The organism is Curtobacterium sp. ME12 (assembly GCF_903970855.1).
In the GTDB taxonomy this organism is placed as follows: domain Bacteria; phylum Actinomycetota; class Actinomycetes; order Actinomycetales; family Microbacteriaceae; genus Curtobacterium; species Curtobacterium poinsettiae_A.
The window spans coordinates 22,338-37,324 of the sequence record NZ_CAJCKD010000035.1 but is presented as its reverse complement, the minus strand read 5'-3'; the positions used below and the strand labels follow the sequence as shown (position 1 = coordinate 37,324).

Below are 14,987 nucleotides of genomic sequence, written 5' to 3'. Positions count from 1 at the left end.
GTGCGTGTGGCTACAGCGTGGGGTACTGCCCACGCCGGACCTGGGGCTTCGGCAGCCGCAGGAAGCGCAGCTGCCACGCCCGCGTGAGGATGTAGAGGAACGTGCCGCGCTGGAACTCGCCGAACTTGGTGGTGAGCTTGCGGCGGAGCGACAGCCACAGCACCACGCAGTCGATGATGAACAGCGCCACGAACGCCCACACCAGCAGGAGCGAGTAGGACGCGATCACGGTCTGCGCGGCCGCGAACCCGACGATCAGGAACAGCACGAGCACGGGCATCATGACCTCGCCGACGTTCCATCGGGCGTCGATCCAGTCGCGGACGAAGCGTCGCTGCTCACCGCGGTCCTTCGCCGGCAGGTAGCGCTCCTCGCCGTTGGCCATGCCGACCCGGGCACGCTCGCGCTCCGAGTTGAGACGTGCGCGGGCGGCCTTCTTGTCGACCGGCGTGTTGCCCACGAGGGGGCGGCGGTTGGCTGCCTCTCGCTCGCGGCGGGACGGCGTGGGGCGGCCCTTGCCCCGCTCGAGGAGCTCGGCCTCGGTCGGGTTGACGGTCGTGTTGGTCTTGGGGGCTGCCTTCGCCACGGTGCGTTCCTAACGGCGGTGTGCGTGCGGGATCTCCTCTAGATTACCGGGCATGACCGACAGCGAACAGCACAGCCCCGCGACCGACCCCGCGCTCCTCGACGCCCTGCGCGAACACGTGCAGGGGGCACTGCCGACGACGATCGCCGACCTGTCCGCGCTGGTGCGGCTGCCGTCGGTCTCGTGGTCGGCGTTCGACCCGGCGGACGTGCAGGCGAGCGCCGAGGCCGTCGCGGACCTCGCGCGGTCGACGGGCGTCTTCGCGGACGACGCGGTGCGCATCGTCCGCTCGGCCGTCGACGGCTCGACGGCGGACGCCGAGGCCTCCGGTGCGGAGCTCGGCCAGCCGGCTGTGCTCGCGGTGCGCCCGGCGCGGAACGGCAAGCCGACGGTGATGCTCTACGCCCACCACGACGTGCAGCCCCAGGGCGACGACGCGCTGTGGGAGACGCCGCCGTTCGAGCCGACCCTGCGCGGTGACCGCCTGTACGGCCGCGGCGCCTCGGACGACAAGGCCGGTGTGATGACGCACATCGCGTCGCTCCGCGCGGTGCACGCCCGGTTCGGGGACGACCTCGACCTCGGGATCGTGCTGTTCGTCGAGGGCGAGGAGGAGTTCGGCTCCCGCTCGTTCCGCACGTTCCTGCGCGAGCAGAAGGAGCACCTCGCCGCAGACGTCATCGTCGTGGCGGACAGCGACAACTGGTCGACCGAGGTGCCGTCGATCACGGTCTCGCTGCGCGGCAACGTCACCTTCAAGCTCACCCTGACCACGCTCGAGCACGCCAGCCACAGCGGCATGTTCGGGGGAGCGGCCCCGGACGCGATGATCCCGATGGTGCGGCTGCTCGCCTCGCTGCACGACGCCGACGGCTCGGTCGCCGTCGAGGGGCTGACCTCGTACGAGGCCGACGTGCCGGAGCGCTCCGAGGACGAACTCGCCGTCGACGCCGCTCTCGTTGCCGGTGTGCGCCCGATCGGCACCGGCGCCGTGCTGTCCCGCATGTGGTTCCAGCCGTCGATCACGGTGACCGGCATGGACGTGCCCAGCGTCGCGAACGCCTCGAACACCCTGCTGCCCACGGTCTCGGCACGGGTCTCGGTCCGCGTCGCCCCCGGACAGGACGCTCGCCAGGCCTACACGGCCGTCGAGCGGCACCTGCGCGAGCACGTCCCGTTCGGTGCGCGCATGGAGATCACCGAGCCGGACAGCGGCGACGGGTTCCTCGTCGACACCGCCGGCTGGGCCGTCCAGGAGGCCCGCACGGCGATGCGCGAGGGCTGGGGTGCAGAGGCGGTCGAGCAGGGCATCGGCGGGTCGATCCCGTTCGTGTCCGACCTCGCCGCGGAGTTCCCGGACGCGCAGATCCTGGTCACCGGCGTCGAGGACCCGGACACCCGCGCGCACAGCCCGAACGAGTCGCAGCACCTCGGTGTCCTGCACCGTGCCATCGCGTCCGAGACGATCCTGCTCGCCAGGCTCGCGACGCGCAGCTGAGGGTGCTTACAATCGACGCCAGGCGCGGTGACCAGCACCGCCCGGAGGGAGACGCGCGATGAGCGACACCATCACCGAAGCACCGGCGACCGAGACCCCGTCGCACGGCGTCCTCCTGAGCGACGCCGCCGCCGGCAAGGTGGCGAGCCTGCTCGAGCAGGAGGGCCGCGACGACCTGCGCCTGCGTCTCGCCGTCCAGCCCGGTGGCTGCTCCGGCCTGATCTACCAGCTGTACTTCGACGAGCGCCTGCTCGACGGTGACGTCACCGCCGGGTTCGACGGGGTCGAGGTCGTCGTCGACAAGATGAGCGTCCCGTACCTCGACGGTGCGACGATCGACTTCGAGGACACGATCCAGAAGCAGGGCTTCACGATCGACAACCCCAACGCGCAGGGCAGCTGCGCCTGTGGCGACAGCTTCCACTGAGCACCAGCGATCCGACACGCGAGCGGGGAGCGACCGGGACGGTCGCTCCCCGCTCGCGTTCGTGTGACCGGACGTGGGCGGAGGGGCGCACCAGGGTGCGGAGCAACCGGGGTGGAACCGGCCCTCGGGCGTGCGGATCGGGGCCAGAACCGTGTCGTGTGTGCGCGAGCGGTACCGAGCTGCGAGTAAGCTAGGAGTGTTCCAATCAAGCTGGGAGCCAGCCATGCGCCGCCTTCGTGCGGCACGCCGTCGGACTCGACGGGCTGACCTCCGAAGCTCACGTCTTTTGCGAGAGGTAACAGTGCGTTCGAATCGCCGTATACGTTGGGCGGCCGTCCCGGTGGCCGTCGGTCTGGTCATCGCACTGGCTGGCTGCACGCAGCAGCAGATGAACGGATGGCTCCCCGGGACGGAGGAGACGAAGGACGTCACCAACCACACCAGTCGCATCGTCGGCCTGTGGACCACGAGCTGGGTCGTTCTCCTCGCCGTCGGACTCATCGTCTGGGGCCTCGTCATCTGGGCCGCGATCGTCTACCGACGCCGGAAGGGCCAGACCGGCCTGCCCGTGCAGATGCGGTACAACATGCCGCTCGAGATCTTCTACACGATCGTGCCGCTGATCCTCGTGCTCGGCTTCTTCGCCTTCACCGCGAAGGACCAGGCCGCGATCGAGAAGCCCTTCGCCGACCCGGACGCCACCGTGCACGTGTACGGCAAGCGCTGGGCCTGGGACTTCAACTACATCAACAAGGACAACCCCGAAGAGAGCGTCTACTACCAGGGCATCCAGGCCCAGGAAGAAGAGAACGCCAACGGGGCGATCGACGAGTCGCAGCTGCCGACCCTCTACCTGCCGAAGGGCAAGAAGGTCGCGATCGAGCTCTCCTCGCGCGACGTCGACCACTCCTTCTGGGTCATCGACTTCCTGTACAAGAAGGACATGCTCCCGGGCAAGACCAACTGGGAGTACTTCATCCCGGAGAAGCTCGGCACCTACCAGGGCAAGTGCGCGGAGCTCTGCGGTGAGTACCACTCGCTGATGCTCTTCCAGGTGAAGGTCGTCACGCCGGCGCAGTACCAGGACTACCTCGACACCCTGAAGGACCAGGGCAAGGTCGGCCTGCTCGGCGACGAGTACAACACCAACACCAACGAACCGAACAACAAGGCGCCGGTCGAGGCGTCCAGCGAGAACAAGTAGGGGCTCGTCAGATGACAACGTCACTCGTCGGCCAACCGACCCAGACCTCGTCGCCGGACTTCCAGGCGTCGAAGGTGGGTCGGAAGGGCAACATCGTCGTCCGGTGGATCACCTCCACCGACCACAAGACCATCGGGTACATGTACCTGATCGCGTCGTTCGTCTTCTTCCTGCTCGCAGGTGTGATGGCGCTCGTGATCCGTGCCCAGCTCTTCGAACCCGGCCTGCACGTGGTCGCGACGAAGGAGCAGTACAACCAGCTGTTCACGATGCACGGCACGATCATGCTGCTGATGTTCGCGACGCCGCTGTTCTCCGGCTTCGCGAACGCGATCATGCCGCTCCAGATCGGCGCGCCCGACGTCGCCTTCCCGCGACTCAACGGCTTCGCCTTCTGGCTCTACCTGTTCGGCTCGCTCATCGCGGTCGGTGGCTTCCTCACCCCGCAGGGCGCCGCCTCGTTCGGCTGGTTCGCCTACGCGCCACTGAGTGACACGACGTTCACACCGGGGCTCGGCGGCACACTCTGGGTCTTCGGGCTCGGCATGACCGGCTTCTCGACGATCCTCGGCGCGGTGAACTTCATCACCACGATCATCACGATGCGTGCCCCGGGTCTGACCATGTTCCGCATGTCGATCTTCACCTGGAACACCCTCGTGACGGCGCTCCTCGTCCTGATGGCCTTCCCGGTCCTCGCGACGGCGCTCTTCGGCCTCGGTCTCGACCGCGTCTTCGACGCGCAGATCTTCAACCCGGCCAACGGCGGGGCCCTGCTCTGGCAGCACCTGTTCTGGTTCTTCGGGCACCCCGAGGTCTACATCATCGCGCTGCCGTTCTTCGGCATCGTCTCCGAGGTCTTCCCGGTGTTCAGCCGCAAGCCGATCTTCGGGTACAAGACCCTGGTCTACGCGACCATCTCCATCGCGGCCCTCTCGGTCACGGTGTGGGCGCACCACATGTACGTCACGGGTGGCGTCCTGCTCCCGTGGTTCTCGCTCATGACGATGCTGATCGCGGTTCCGACCGGCGTGAAGATCTTCAACTGGGTCGGCACCATGTGGCGCGGGTCGGTGACCTTCGAGACCCCGCTCCTCTGGGCGCTCGGCTTCCTGATCACCTTCACGTTCGGTGGTCTCACCGGCGTGATCCTGGCGTCGCCGCCGCTCGACTTCCACGTGTCGGACTCGTACTTTGTCGTGGCGCACTTCCACTACGTCGTCTTCGGCACGGTCGTGTTCGCGATGTTCTCCGGCTTCTACTTCTGGTGGCCGAAGTGGACCGGCAAGATGCTCAACGAGCGCCTCGGCAAGATCCACTTCTGGCTCCTGTTCATCGGGTTCCACACCACGTTCCTCATCCAGCACTGGCTGGGCGTCATCGGGATGCCGCGTCGCTACGCGACCTACCTGCCGAACGACGGCTTCACCTGGATGAACCAGCTGTCGACGATCGGCTCGATGATCCTCGCGATCTCGTTCCTGCCGTTCATCTTCAACGTCTACGTGACCGCCCGGAACGCACCCAAGGTCGCCGTGAACGACCCGTGGGGCTACGGCCGTTCGCTCGAGTGGGCGACCTCCTGCCCGCCGCCGCGCCACAACTTCACGTCGATCCCGCGCATCCGTTCGGAGTCCCCGGCCTTCGACCTGAACCACCCCGAGGCCGGTGTGCCGATCGGTGTCGGTCCCGCGAAGGACGCCCCCGATGCCCCGACCTACGACGCCGCGAAGGGCGAGGTGAAGTAAGGCCATGCGCGCGAACACCAACCTGTTCTGGATCCTCTTCGGGTTCTTCATCCTGGCGGACGCCGCCTACACCACGTGGGCGATGATCTACTACGGCGAGCCCGAGTGGGTGGGCACCGTGGCGATCGGCCTGACGGGCCTGATGTCGGCGTTCATCGCCTTCTACCTCGGCAAGGTCATGTCGTCCCAGGGCGGGGTCCTGCCCGAGGACCGTCCCGACGCCAACATCGAGGACGGCGACGCCGAGCTCGGGCACTTCAGCCCGTGGTCCTGGTGGCCGATCCTGTTGGCCGCCGCCGTCGGCGTCTGCTTCCTGGGCGTCGCAGCCGGCCTGTGGATCGTCCCGATCGGGCTCGTCCTCGTGGCGATCACCCTGGTCGGCTGGGTCTACGAGTACTACCGCGGCAACTTCGGGCACTGACCCGGCGCTGCAGCACACCTGACACTTCGGGCGGCACCAGAACGGTGCCGCCCGAAGTGCGTCCGGGGGATCGATCCCCGGTTCGGATCCGGAACAAACGGGCCCGCCCGCGACTTGACTGGAGCGGACCTCCCACCACAGCGAAAGGAGTCACCTCAGGTGACCGACAAGCGCACCCTCATCATCTTCGGCGCGACGGGCGACCTCGCCTCCCGCCTGCTCCTGCCGGGCCTCGGCACGTTCCTGCAGAGCGGCCGCGCCGTCCCCGTGCAGTTGATCGGCACGGGCCGCAGTGAGCGCAGCCCCGAGAAGTGGAAGGACATCGTCACGCAGTCCTTCGCGTCGCAGGACGTCAAGGGGCCGGAGGTCGACGCGACCATCGAGTCGACCCAGTTCATCCAGGGCGACCCCACCGACCCGAAGCACCTCGAGGCCCTCCTGGCCGCGGCCGACTCCGAGCCGATCCTGTACTTCGCCCTCCCGCCGCAGATCGCCTCCGACATCTGCGAGGCGCTCGAGCACGTCGAGCTGCCCGAGGGCACGACCCTGGCGTTCGAGAAGCCCTTCGGCACCGACGTCGCCAGCGCGCGGGCCCTCAACGAGACGGTGCTCAAGCTCGTCCCCGAGGAGCGCGTCCACCGCACGGACCACTTCCTCGGCCGCACCACGGTGTTGAACATCATCGGTCTGCGCTTCGCGAACCGCCTGTTCGAGCCGATCTGGAACGCCGAGAACATCGAAAAGGTCGACATCTTCTACGACGAGACACTCGGTCTCGAGAACCGCGCGCAGTACTACGACGAGGCCGGCGCGATGGTCGACATGATCCAGTCGCACCTGCTGCAGATCCTCGGCATCGTGACGATGGACGCTCCTGCCGACATCGACTCCGTCGAGTTCCGCTCGTCCCTCGCCCGTGTGCTCCGTTCGACCGAGCTCAAGGGCGGCGACCCGAAGGTAGCGTCCCGTCGTGCCGTCTACACGGCCGGCACCATCGACGGCAAGGAACTGCCCTCGTACCAGGACGAGGACGGCGTCGACAAGTCGCGCGCCACCGAGACGCTCGCCGAGATCTCGGTCGAGGTGGACACCGCCCGTTGGAAGGGCGTCCCCTTCACCCTCCGCTCCGGCAAGGCCCTCGGCGCCAGCCGCAAGGAGGTCCTGATCACCTTCAAGCCGGTGACGCGCCTGCCGTCCGGCCTGTCCGGTCGCCCGAAGACGGACACGCTCCGCATCGTCCTGAACCCGGACGAGATCGAGCTGACGGTCTCGGCGAACGGCGGCGGCAACCCCTTCGAGATGGGGCAGGTCACCCTGTCCTCGTCGTTCGCGGACGGCGAGCTGACCCCGTACGGCGAGGTGCTCAACGGCATCTTCCACGACGACCCGCTGCTGTCCATCCGCGGTGACGTCGCCGAGCGTTGCTGGGAGATCGTGGAGCCGGTCGTCGCCGCCTGGAAGGCCGACGAGGTCCCGCTCGAGGAGTACCGCGCCGGTTCGCGCGGCCCGGCGGACTGGGAGTCGTCGTCCTGACGGACGCGCTGCCGACGTCCTGAACGGACGCCTTGACGGACGGGAGGCCCGGTGCCAGCTGGCACCGGGCCTCCCGTCCGTCGTGGGGTCGGTGCAGAGCACCGCACGGCGCGTCAGGCGGGGGAGCCTGCGCGCTCACCCTCGCCCGTCCACGACCGCGTGCCGCCGTCGTGGACGGGCAACCGCGTGCGGTGCCCGACGGTCGCGCCACGGGCGCGCTCGATGGCGTCCGCTGCCGACACGAGGGTCAGGTGCGACAGCACCTGCGGGGTGTTGCCGATGTGGTGTCCGGTGGCGACGTCGATCTCCTCGGAGAGCATGCCGACGTCGTTCGCGTACCCGACGAGGACGTCCATCAGGTGCTCGGCGTCCTCGACCCGGCCGGAGGCGGCGTACTGCTCGACCAACCAGAACGAGCAGGCCAGGAACGGGTGTTCGGCACCGGACAGCCCGTCGAAGCCGGCGGTCGTTCGGTAGCGGAGCACGAGGCCGTCGGCGCCGACGCGCAGGTCCTCCTCGATCGCGCGCACGGTGCCCGTCATCCGGGGGTCGTCGGCGCGACAGAACCCGACCTGCGGCAGGACGAGCAGACTCGCGTCGACCTCGTCGGTGTCGTAGTGCTGGCGGAACGAACCGCGCTCGGCGTTCCAGCCGTGCTCCTCGATCTCGGCGCGGACGGTGTCACGGAGGGTGCGCCAGCGGTCGACCGGTCCCTCGAGGCCGAACTCCTCGACCGCGGCGACCCCGCGGTCGAACGCGGCCCAGATCATCACCCGCGAGTGCGTGAAGCTGCGCCGCGGGCCGCGCATCTCCCAGATGCCGTTGTCCGGCTCCTGCCAGTGCTCCTCGACGTAGCCGAGCAGCGCCCGCTGCAGCGCCCAGGAGTCGGCGTTCTCCTCGACCCCGAGCTCGCGTGCGTCGTGCAGCGCCGCGAGCACCTCGCCGAAGACGTCGCCCTGGTACTGCGTCGAGGCGCCGTTGCCGACCCGCACGGGCGTCGACCCGAGGTAGCCGGGCAGCTCGAGTAGTTCGCGTTCGGGGAGCTCGCGTTCGCCGGCGATGCCGTACATGATCTGCACGTCGGCGGGGTCGCCGGCGATCGCGCGCAGCAGCCAGCCCCGCCAGTGCGTGGCCTCGTCGCGGTAGCCGTGGGCGATGAGCGAGGCGAGCGCGAGGGAGGCGTCGCGCAGCCACACGTACCGGTAGTCCCAGTTGCGTTCGCCGCCCGGGTCCTCCGGCAGGCCCGTGGTCGCGGCGGCGACGACGCCACCGGTGTCGCCGTGGGTCATCGCGCGGAGGAACACCAGCGACCGTCGAGCGGCGTCGGCGTAGCGACCGGGGGTCCGTGCGGGAGCGGTCCACGACGTCCACCACGAGATGGTGTGCGCGAGGGCCGCGTCGACGTCGAGCGGCTCGGGTGGTTCGCGGTGCGACGGGTACCAGGTGAGCACCGTGTCGAGCACGTCGCCGTCGTGGATCGTCGTGACGGCGGTGTGCCGGTGGTCATCGGCTCGGAACCGCGGCCCACGGACGATCACCGAGCCGGGACCGGCCGTCGCGAGCAGCGCCGGTTCGACCTCGTCCCCGATCTGCCGGATCCACGGCAGGGCCCGCGAGTAGTCGAACCGGATCCGGAGCGTCTGCCGGAGCTCGACGCTGCCGCGGAGCCCACGCACCCGCCGGACGATCGAGGGCCGGTGCGCGCCGACGGGCATGAACTCGGTGACCTCGACCACGCCGTCGCGGGTGGTCCAGACGGTCGAGAGCACGAGGGTGTCGCCGTGGTAGTGCCACTGTGCGGTGGCGTCGTCGTCGACGGGCCGCAGGGTCCAGTGCCCGTGGTCTTCGGTGCCGAGCAGCGACGCGAAGGTGGACGGGCTGTCGAAGCGCGGCAGGCACGCCCAGTCGATGGTCCCGTCACGGCCGACCAGGGCAGCGGTGCCGGTGTCGCCGATCAGGGCGTGGTCCTCGATGCGGTTCGGCGGTGTGCGCGGTGCAGCTGTGGGCGGTGCGGCCGGCTCGGTGCTCATGGACCGATCGAACACCCGATGCCCGTGCGCCGCGGGCAGCGTCGGGGGCTCTGACCCGAGATCGTGATGAAGGGTCGCTCAGGCCGGGTCGGAGGCGTCGGACTCGATGATGCCGACCCGCGCGAGCTCGCTCCACAGGCCGGCGCCGTCCGGTGCGTACACCCAGGGCGCCGACGAGTCACGGGAGCGTTCCTGTGCACGTGATCGACCGCCGGCCAGGACCGCCTCGCTCGTGGACAGCTGCCGGATGGCGACGCCCGCGACGTTGTCCGGGTGCTCGCGCGAGAAGTCGCCGTAGAGGCTCTCGTCGTGCTGTCCGTCGTCGCCGACCAGGAGCCATCGGATGTCCGGGAAGTCCTTCGCGAGCCGCCGGAGGTTCTCCTGCTTGTGCAGCTGGCCGCTGCGGAAGAACCGGTCGTGTGTGGGGCCCCAGTCGGTGAGCAGGAGCGTGCCGGACGGGTACATGTTGCGCGACAGGAAGCGCTGCAGCGTCGGGGCGACGTTCCACGCCCCGGTCGACAGGTAGACCGTCGGGGAACCGGGGTGCTGCGCGAGGATCCGCTCGTACAGCACGGACATGCCCGGCACCGGGCGGCGGGCGTGCTCGGTCAGGACGAACGAGTTCCAGGCGGCGAGCATGGGGCGGGGGAGCGAGGTCACCATGACGGTGTCGTCGATGTCGGACAACAGCCCGAAGCGGGTGTCCGGGTGCACGACGAACACGTCGGCCTCGACGTCGCGCCCACCGCCTGCCGACAGCCGCACCGTGCGCCAGCCGGGCTCGAGGTCGATCGGGACGATGGTGTCGACGACGCCGCCACGGTCGGTCTCCACCACGTGGGAGACCCCGCCGGCGGTGACGGTGACCTCGGCGTGGTCGACGGCGACGCTCGTGAAGCTCTTCCAGCCGCGGACGCCCGCGTAGGAGACGTCTGAGGCGAGACCCCGGCGCGTCAGCAGCACACGGCACAGGATGCGCACCCAACCGGGCGCGCCGTAACCGGTGTACGGGACCACCGTGGGGACGAGTCCGCGACGGCGTGCACGGTGCTCGCGGAACTCCTGGACGGCGTCCTCGATGCGGGCCGCGCGGTGCAGGAGCGGCTCGGCCAACGACGGCTCGTGGGGCGTCGGGTCGGGCATGGCGTCATCATCCCATGTGCGCCTGACGAAACCCGCGCGCTCCGCGGAACTGGTGAGTCGCAGCCACGTTCCAGGCGCGTTCTGCGAAAGTTGTCCCCGTCACACCAACCAACCGCGCTGGAGCGCAAGAGGAGAACACGTGCTCGTCACCGAGGTAACGAACGCTCTGCCGGGGGGATCATCACTGCTCAGGAACGAGCCGGTCCAAGCCCGCAGTTCGGCGCGCCTCGCCGGCCTCCTCGACGCCGCAGCCGCGGTGATCGACGAGATCGGGTTCGAACGGCTCACGACCGCCATGGTGGCCGAGCGCGCGGGGGCGTCGATCGGCACCGTCTACCGGTACTTCCCGGACCGCATCGCCGTGGTCGAGGCACTCGCGATCCGCTGCACCCAGCGGCTCGCCTCGCGCTTCGTCGAGGCGCTCGACGCCAGCGGCGCCGAGATCTGGCAGGACGCCAACGACGCGCTCATCGACCTGACCGCCGAGATGTACCGCACCGAGCCCGGCTTCCGAGCCATCCGCTTCGGCGACCCGGCGGACACCGGCACGGGCGACGCCGAGGACCGCATGGGGGCGCTGGGTGCGACCGTCGGCCAGATCATGCGGGACCGCTTCGGTCTCCCGGACGACGAGCGCATCACCCGCGCCTGGGTCGTCCTCGCCGAGTCCGGTCACGCGGTGCTGGCGCGAGCGCACCGCGACCGCGAGCACCCCGACACGGAGCTGATCGAGGAGTACCGCCGGATGAACCGTGCGCACCTGGAATCGGTGATCGCCGCGTCCTGACGATCCCGTCGGCCCGCGCGACACGCCGAGGACCGAACCGACCCGCCCGCGCCTCCGGACACCGAGGCGCGGGTGTCGTCGTCCCCGCTGGATCGCGCCGTGTCGGTGGTGACCCCGGCGCGACCGGTGGTCCGAAACCCGTCACGCGGCGACGCGACCGAACCGATGTCGGAACCCCCGGGTACTCTCATCCGGAGTCGGGCTACCTCCGAACAGAAGGGCACCCCATGATCGAGTTCCGCTCGGTGCGCAAGACCTACCCGGACGGCACGACTGCGGTCGAGCACTTCGATCTGGTCATCCCGTCCCGGACCACCACCGTCTTCGTCGGATCCAGCGGCTGTGGCAAGACCACGCTGCTCCGCATGATCAACCGCATGGTCGACCCCACCTCCGGGACCGTCGAGATCGACGGTTCCGACGTCGCCGGGATCAACCCCGTCGAGCTCCGTCGCCACATCGGGTACGTCATGCAGAACTCCGGACTCCTGCCGCACCGGAAGGTCGTCGACAACATCGCGACCGTCCCGCTGCTGACCGGCGTCTCCAAGGCCGATGCGCGCGAGCGCGCCCTCGCGCTCATGGACACCGTCGGCCTCGACCGCGCCTTCGCCGACCGCTACCCCTCGCAGCTCTCCGGCGGCCAGCAGCAGCGCGTCGGTGTGGCCCGCGGGTTGGCCGTCGACCCGAACATCCTGCTCATGGACGAGCCGTTCGGTGCGGTCGACCCGTTGGTGCGCAACGACCTGCAGGACGAGCTCATCCGCCTGCAGCGTGAACTCGGCAAGACCGTCGTCTTCGTGACGCACGACATCGACGAAGCGTTCAAGCTCGGCGACCAGGTCGTCATCCTCAAGAAGGGCGGCGAGATCGCCCAGCAGGGGACGCCGGCCGAGATCCTCGCCGCACCGGCCGACGACTTCGTCGCCACGTTCATCGGCGCCGGTCGCGGGCGCCGCGCGCTCCGTGTCGAGCAGACCCCGACCGGTCCGATCGTCGTCGACGGTGACGGCCGCGCCGCCGGTGTGCTGACGGGCCCGGTCGGGGTCGTCGACGCCGCCGCGGCCGTGCCGCAGTCCGACGCCCGAGCAGCAGAGGCCGGAGCGTCCCACGACGCACCGGGTGCTCCGGCGCAGGGTGGGGGCACCCGGTGAAGTGGGTGCTGGCGAACCTCGACACGATCTGGGACAACACGCTGTCCCACCTCGCGATCGCGATCCCGCCGATCATCGTCGCGTTCCTGCTGTCGATCCCGATCGGGTGGCTGGTGGTCCGGCTCCAACGCCCCGGTGGGTCGCGCTTCGCGTCGGGTGTGGGTAGCAGCATCGTCACCCTCGCCGGCCTGCTGTACGCCATCCCGTCGCTCGCCCTGTTCGTCGCGCTCCCGAGCATCATCGGCACCGGTCTGCAGAGCCCGGTCAACGTCGTCATCGGCCTGACCCTGTACGGCCTCGCGCTGATGGTCCGGTCGACGGTCGACGGCCTGACCTCGGTCGACGCCGAGACCAAGTCCGCCTCGACCGCCATGGGCTACTCGCCGGCGCAGCGGTTCTTCCGGGTCGAGCTCCCGCTCGCCGGCCCGGTCCTGCTCGCCGGGCTCCGGGTGGTCTCGGTGTCCACGATCTCGCTCACCACCGTCGGCGCGGTCCTCGGCATCCCGAGTCTGGGGTTGTTGTTCACCGACGGCCTGGGGCGTGGGATCTACGAGGAGATCCTCTCCGGCATCGTCATGGTGCTCGTGCTCGCCTTCGCGTTGGACGGCCTCCTCGTGCTGCTCGGGCGGCTGGTGATGCCGTGGACCCGGACGAACTCGGTGTCGCGTCGCCAGGCCCGCCGGGTCCTGCAAGCAGCGGAGGTCTCCTCGTGATCATCGGTCAGGCCTTCGCGTGGGTGTTCGACCCCGCGAACTACGGCAGCTTCAACGCCATCCCCGCGCGACTCTGGGAACACGTCTGGATCACCCTGCTCGCGGTGCTGATCGCCTCCGTGATCGCCGTGCCCGTCGGGTACGCCATCGGGCACACGCGTCGAGCCCGTGGGTTCGCGATCGCGGTGTCGGGCGGTGTCCGAGCGCTCCCGACGCTCGGTGTGCTCTCGCTCTTCGCCCTGCTGCTGGGGATCGGGCTGCAGGCACCCCTGCTCGCGCTCGTCGTGCTGGCGATCCCGTCGGTCCTGGCCGGCGCGTACTCCGGTGTCGAGTCCGTCGACCCCGGCGTCGTCGACGCCGCGAAGGCCCAGGGCATGACCGGCTGGCAGATCCTGTGGAAGGTCGAGATCCCGCTCGGGCTGCCGCTGCTGATCGGCGGGATCCGCGCCGCGGTGCTGCAGGTCGTCGCCACGGCGACACTCGCCGCCTACGTCGGCGCCGGTGGCCTCGGCGGCTACTTCTTCCTCGGGCTGAAGACCCAGGACTACGCCGAGATGCTCGGCGCCTCCATCCTCGTGATCGCGCTCGCGATCGCGTTCGAGATCGTGTTCGCCGTGCTGCAGCGGGCGGCGGTGCCGAAGGGCACCGCGGACCCGTCGGCTCGACAGCGCCAGGGGTCGCGCGAGCGAGCCCGCAATCCCCTCCCGGAAGGAAATCCCTCGTGATCACAGCACCCAAGATCCGCGCCGGCGTCGCCGCCGCTATGGCGTTGGGCGTCGCAGCCGCCCTGGCCGGCTGCGCGTCGAGCGACCCGCTCGACAGCGGGTCCAGCGGCTCGTCCGACTCGAAGACCATCGTCGTCGGCTCGCAGCAGTACTACTCCAACGAGATCATCGCAGAGCTCTACGCCCAGGTCCTCGAGAAGGACGGCTTCGACGTGAAGCGCAACTTCAACATCGGGCAGCGCGAGGTCTACATCCCGCAGCTCGAGAAGGGCGCGATCGACGTGATGCCGGAGTACAGCGGCAACCTGCTGCAGTACTTCGACAAGAACTCGGACGCGAAGACCGCCGAGCAGATCGACGACGGGCTCGACAAGGCCCTGCCGAAGGGCCTCCGCGTCCTCGACGAGGCCGACGCGACCGACCAGGACAGCTACACCGTCACGAAGAAGTTCTCCGAGGACAACGACGTCACGAGCCTGGCCGAACTGAAGAACGTCGACGAGAAGCTCACCATGGGCGCGAACTCCGAGAACCAGACGCGCCCCTACGGCCCGAAGGGACTCAAGTCGGTCTACGGCGTCGACGTCGACTTCAAGGCGATCGAGGACTCCGGTGGGGCGCTCACCGTCAAGGCGCTCAAGGACGGCACCGTCCAGATGGCCGACATCTACACGGCCGACCCGAGCATCAAGGCGAACGACTTCGTCACGCTGGAGGACCCGGAGAACCTGATCCTCCCGCAGAACGTCATCCCGGTCGTCTCCGACAAGGTCGACGAGAAGGCGGCCGACGCGATCGACTCGGTCAACGAGAAGCTCACGACGGATGCCCTGATCGAGCTCAACACCAAGAGCACGGCCGACAAGGAGAAGGCGTCCACCATCGCCGAGGACTGGCTCGAGGCCGAGGGTCTGCTGTAACCACTGCACCGCCACTGCACCTCGCAGTCGAACGACAGGCGTCGGGTATCCACCCGGCGCCTGTCGTCGTTCACGGGGCGGCCGATGCGAACATCCGT

General features: G+C 69.2%; 14 protein-coding genes. 11 read left to right on the top strand and 3 right to left on the bottom strand.

Going from position 1 to position 14,987, the window contains the following annotated elements:
* Positions 1 to 10: 10 nt before the first annotated feature.
* Positions 11 to 586, bottom strand: a complete 576-nt coding sequence (locus tag H7A73_RS14865; protein ID WP_182066672.1) for a DUF3043 domain-containing protein — start codon at positions 584 to 586, stop codon at positions 11 to 13.
* Positions 587 to 638: 52 nt separating this feature from the next.
* Here H7A73_RS14865 and H7A73_RS14860 point away from each other — a divergent pair, with 52 nt between their 5' ends.
* From H7A73_RS14860 to H7A73_RS14835, 6 genes are all read left to right on the top strand, one after another.
* A complete protein-coding gene (locus H7A73_RS14860) occupies positions 639 to 2,084 on the top strand; it encodes a dipeptidase (RefSeq protein WP_182066671.1) in 1,446 nt (481 codons plus the stop codon).
* Positions 2,085 to 2,142: 58 nt separating this feature from the next.
* Positions 2,143 to 2,511, top strand: a complete 369-nt coding sequence (locus H7A73_RS14855; protein WP_220456628.1) for a HesB/IscA family protein — start codon at positions 2,143 to 2,145, stop codon at positions 2,509 to 2,511.
* A gap of 301 nt (positions 2,512 to 2,812) precedes the next feature.
* A complete protein-coding gene (gene coxB, locus H7A73_RS14850) occupies positions 2,813 to 3,715 on the top strand; it encodes a cytochrome c oxidase subunit II (RefSeq protein ID WP_111233526.1) in 903 nt (300 codons plus the stop codon).
* 11 nt (positions 3,716 to 3,726) lie between these two features.
* The gene (gene ctaD, locus H7A73_RS14845; protein WP_247737832.1) at positions 3,727 to 5,463 is read left to right on the top strand and encodes a cytochrome c oxidase subunit I; all 1,737 of its coding nucleotides are present in this window, start codon (positions 3,727 to 3,729) and stop codon (positions 5,461 to 5,463) included.
* Positions 5,464 to 5,467: 4 nt separating this feature from the next.
* A complete protein-coding gene (locus tag H7A73_RS14840; protein WP_182066670.1) occupies positions 5,468 to 5,884 on the top strand; it encodes a cytochrome c oxidase subunit 4 in 417 nt (138 codons plus the stop codon).
* Between the two features lie 159 nt (positions 5,885 to 6,043).
* On the top strand, positions 6,044 to 7,417 hold the full coding sequence (locus H7A73_RS14835) for a glucose-6-phosphate dehydrogenase (RefSeq protein ID WP_182066669.1): 1,374 nt from the start codon (positions 6,044 to 6,046) through the stop codon (positions 7,415 to 7,417).
* A 113-nt stretch (positions 7,418 to 7,530) separates the two neighbouring features.
* Here the strand turns inward: H7A73_RS14835 and H7A73_RS14830 are convergent, their stop codons facing one another.
* The gene (locus H7A73_RS14830; protein WP_182066668.1) at positions 7,531 to 9,447 is read right to left on the bottom strand and encodes a glycoside hydrolase family 15 protein; all 1,917 of its coding nucleotides are present in this window, start codon (positions 9,445 to 9,447) and stop codon (positions 7,531 to 7,533) included.
* A gap of 78 nt (positions 9,448 to 9,525) precedes the next feature.
* The gene (locus H7A73_RS14825; protein WP_182066667.1) at positions 9,526 to 10,590 is read right to left on the bottom strand and encodes an App1 family protein; all 1,065 of its coding nucleotides are present in this window, start codon (positions 10,588 to 10,590) and stop codon (positions 9,526 to 9,528) included.
* 139 nt (positions 10,591 to 10,729) lie between these two features.
* Between H7A73_RS14825 and H7A73_RS14820 the strand changes: the two genes are divergently transcribed.
* The 5 genes from H7A73_RS14820 to H7A73_RS14800 all read left to right on the top strand — a co-directional run bounded on the left by H7A73_RS14820 (position 10,730) and on the right by H7A73_RS14800 (position 14,889).
* A complete protein-coding gene (locus tag H7A73_RS14820; protein WP_182066666.1) occupies positions 10,730 to 11,377 on the top strand; it encodes a TetR/AcrR family transcriptional regulator in 648 nt (215 codons plus the stop codon).
* Positions 11,378 to 11,604: 227 nt separating this feature from the next.
* Positions 11,605 to 12,531 (top strand): ABC transporter ATP-binding protein, encoded by a 927-nt coding sequence (locus tag H7A73_RS14815; protein WP_182066665.1) that lies wholly within the window; start codon positions 11,605 to 11,607, stop codon positions 12,529 to 12,531.
* Positions 12,528 to 13,244, top strand: coding sequence for an ABC transporter permease (locus H7A73_RS14810; protein WP_182066664.1), 717 nt, complete (start codon positions 12,528 to 12,530; stop codon positions 13,242 to 13,244). The genes H7A73_RS14815 and H7A73_RS14810 overlap by 4 nt, the downstream gene beginning before the upstream one ends.
* On the top strand, positions 13,241 to 13,969 hold the full coding sequence (locus H7A73_RS14805) for an ABC transporter permease (protein ID WP_182066663.1): 729 nt from the start codon (positions 13,241 to 13,243) through the stop codon (positions 13,967 to 13,969). Before H7A73_RS14810 ends, H7A73_RS14805 begins: the two co-directional genes overlap by 4 nt.
* On the top strand, positions 13,966 to 14,889 hold the full coding sequence (locus H7A73_RS14800) for an ABC transporter substrate-binding protein (RefSeq protein WP_182066662.1): 924 nt from the start codon (positions 13,966 to 13,968) through the stop codon (positions 14,887 to 14,889). Before H7A73_RS14805 ends, H7A73_RS14800 begins: the two co-directional genes overlap by 4 nt.
* The last annotated feature ends 98 nt before the right edge of the window (positions 14,890 to 14,987 follow it).

What these genes read in the sequence shown, in the direction of transcription:
- H7A73_RS14860 (WP_182066671.1), top strand. Translation starts at nt 639, where the DNA reads ATGACCGACAGCGAACAGCACAGCCCCGCGACCGACCCCGCGCTCCTC.
- H7A73_RS14855 (WP_220456628.1), top strand. Translation starts at nt 2,143, where the DNA reads ATGAGCGACACCATCACCGAAGCACCGGCGACCGAGACCCCGTCGCAC.
- ctaD (WP_247737832.1), top strand. Translation starts at nt 3,727, where the DNA reads ATGACAACGTCACTCGTCGGCCAACCGACCCAGACCTCGTCGCCGGAC.
- H7A73_RS14840 (WP_182066670.1), top strand. Translation starts at nt 5,468, where the DNA reads ATGCGCGCGAACACCAACCTGTTCTGGATCCTCTTCGGGTTCTTCATC.
- H7A73_RS14830 (WP_182066668.1), bottom strand. Translation starts at nt 9,447, where the DNA reads ATGAGCACCGAGCCGGCCGCACCGCCCACAGCTGCACCGCGCACACCG.
- H7A73_RS14825 (WP_182066667.1), bottom strand. Translation starts at nt 10,590, where the DNA reads ATGCCCGACCCGACGCCCCACGAGCCGTCGTTGGCCGAGCCGCTCCTG.
- H7A73_RS14815 (WP_182066665.1), top strand. Translation starts at nt 11,605, where the DNA reads ATGATCGAGTTCCGCTCGGTGCGCAAGACCTACCCGGACGGCACGACT.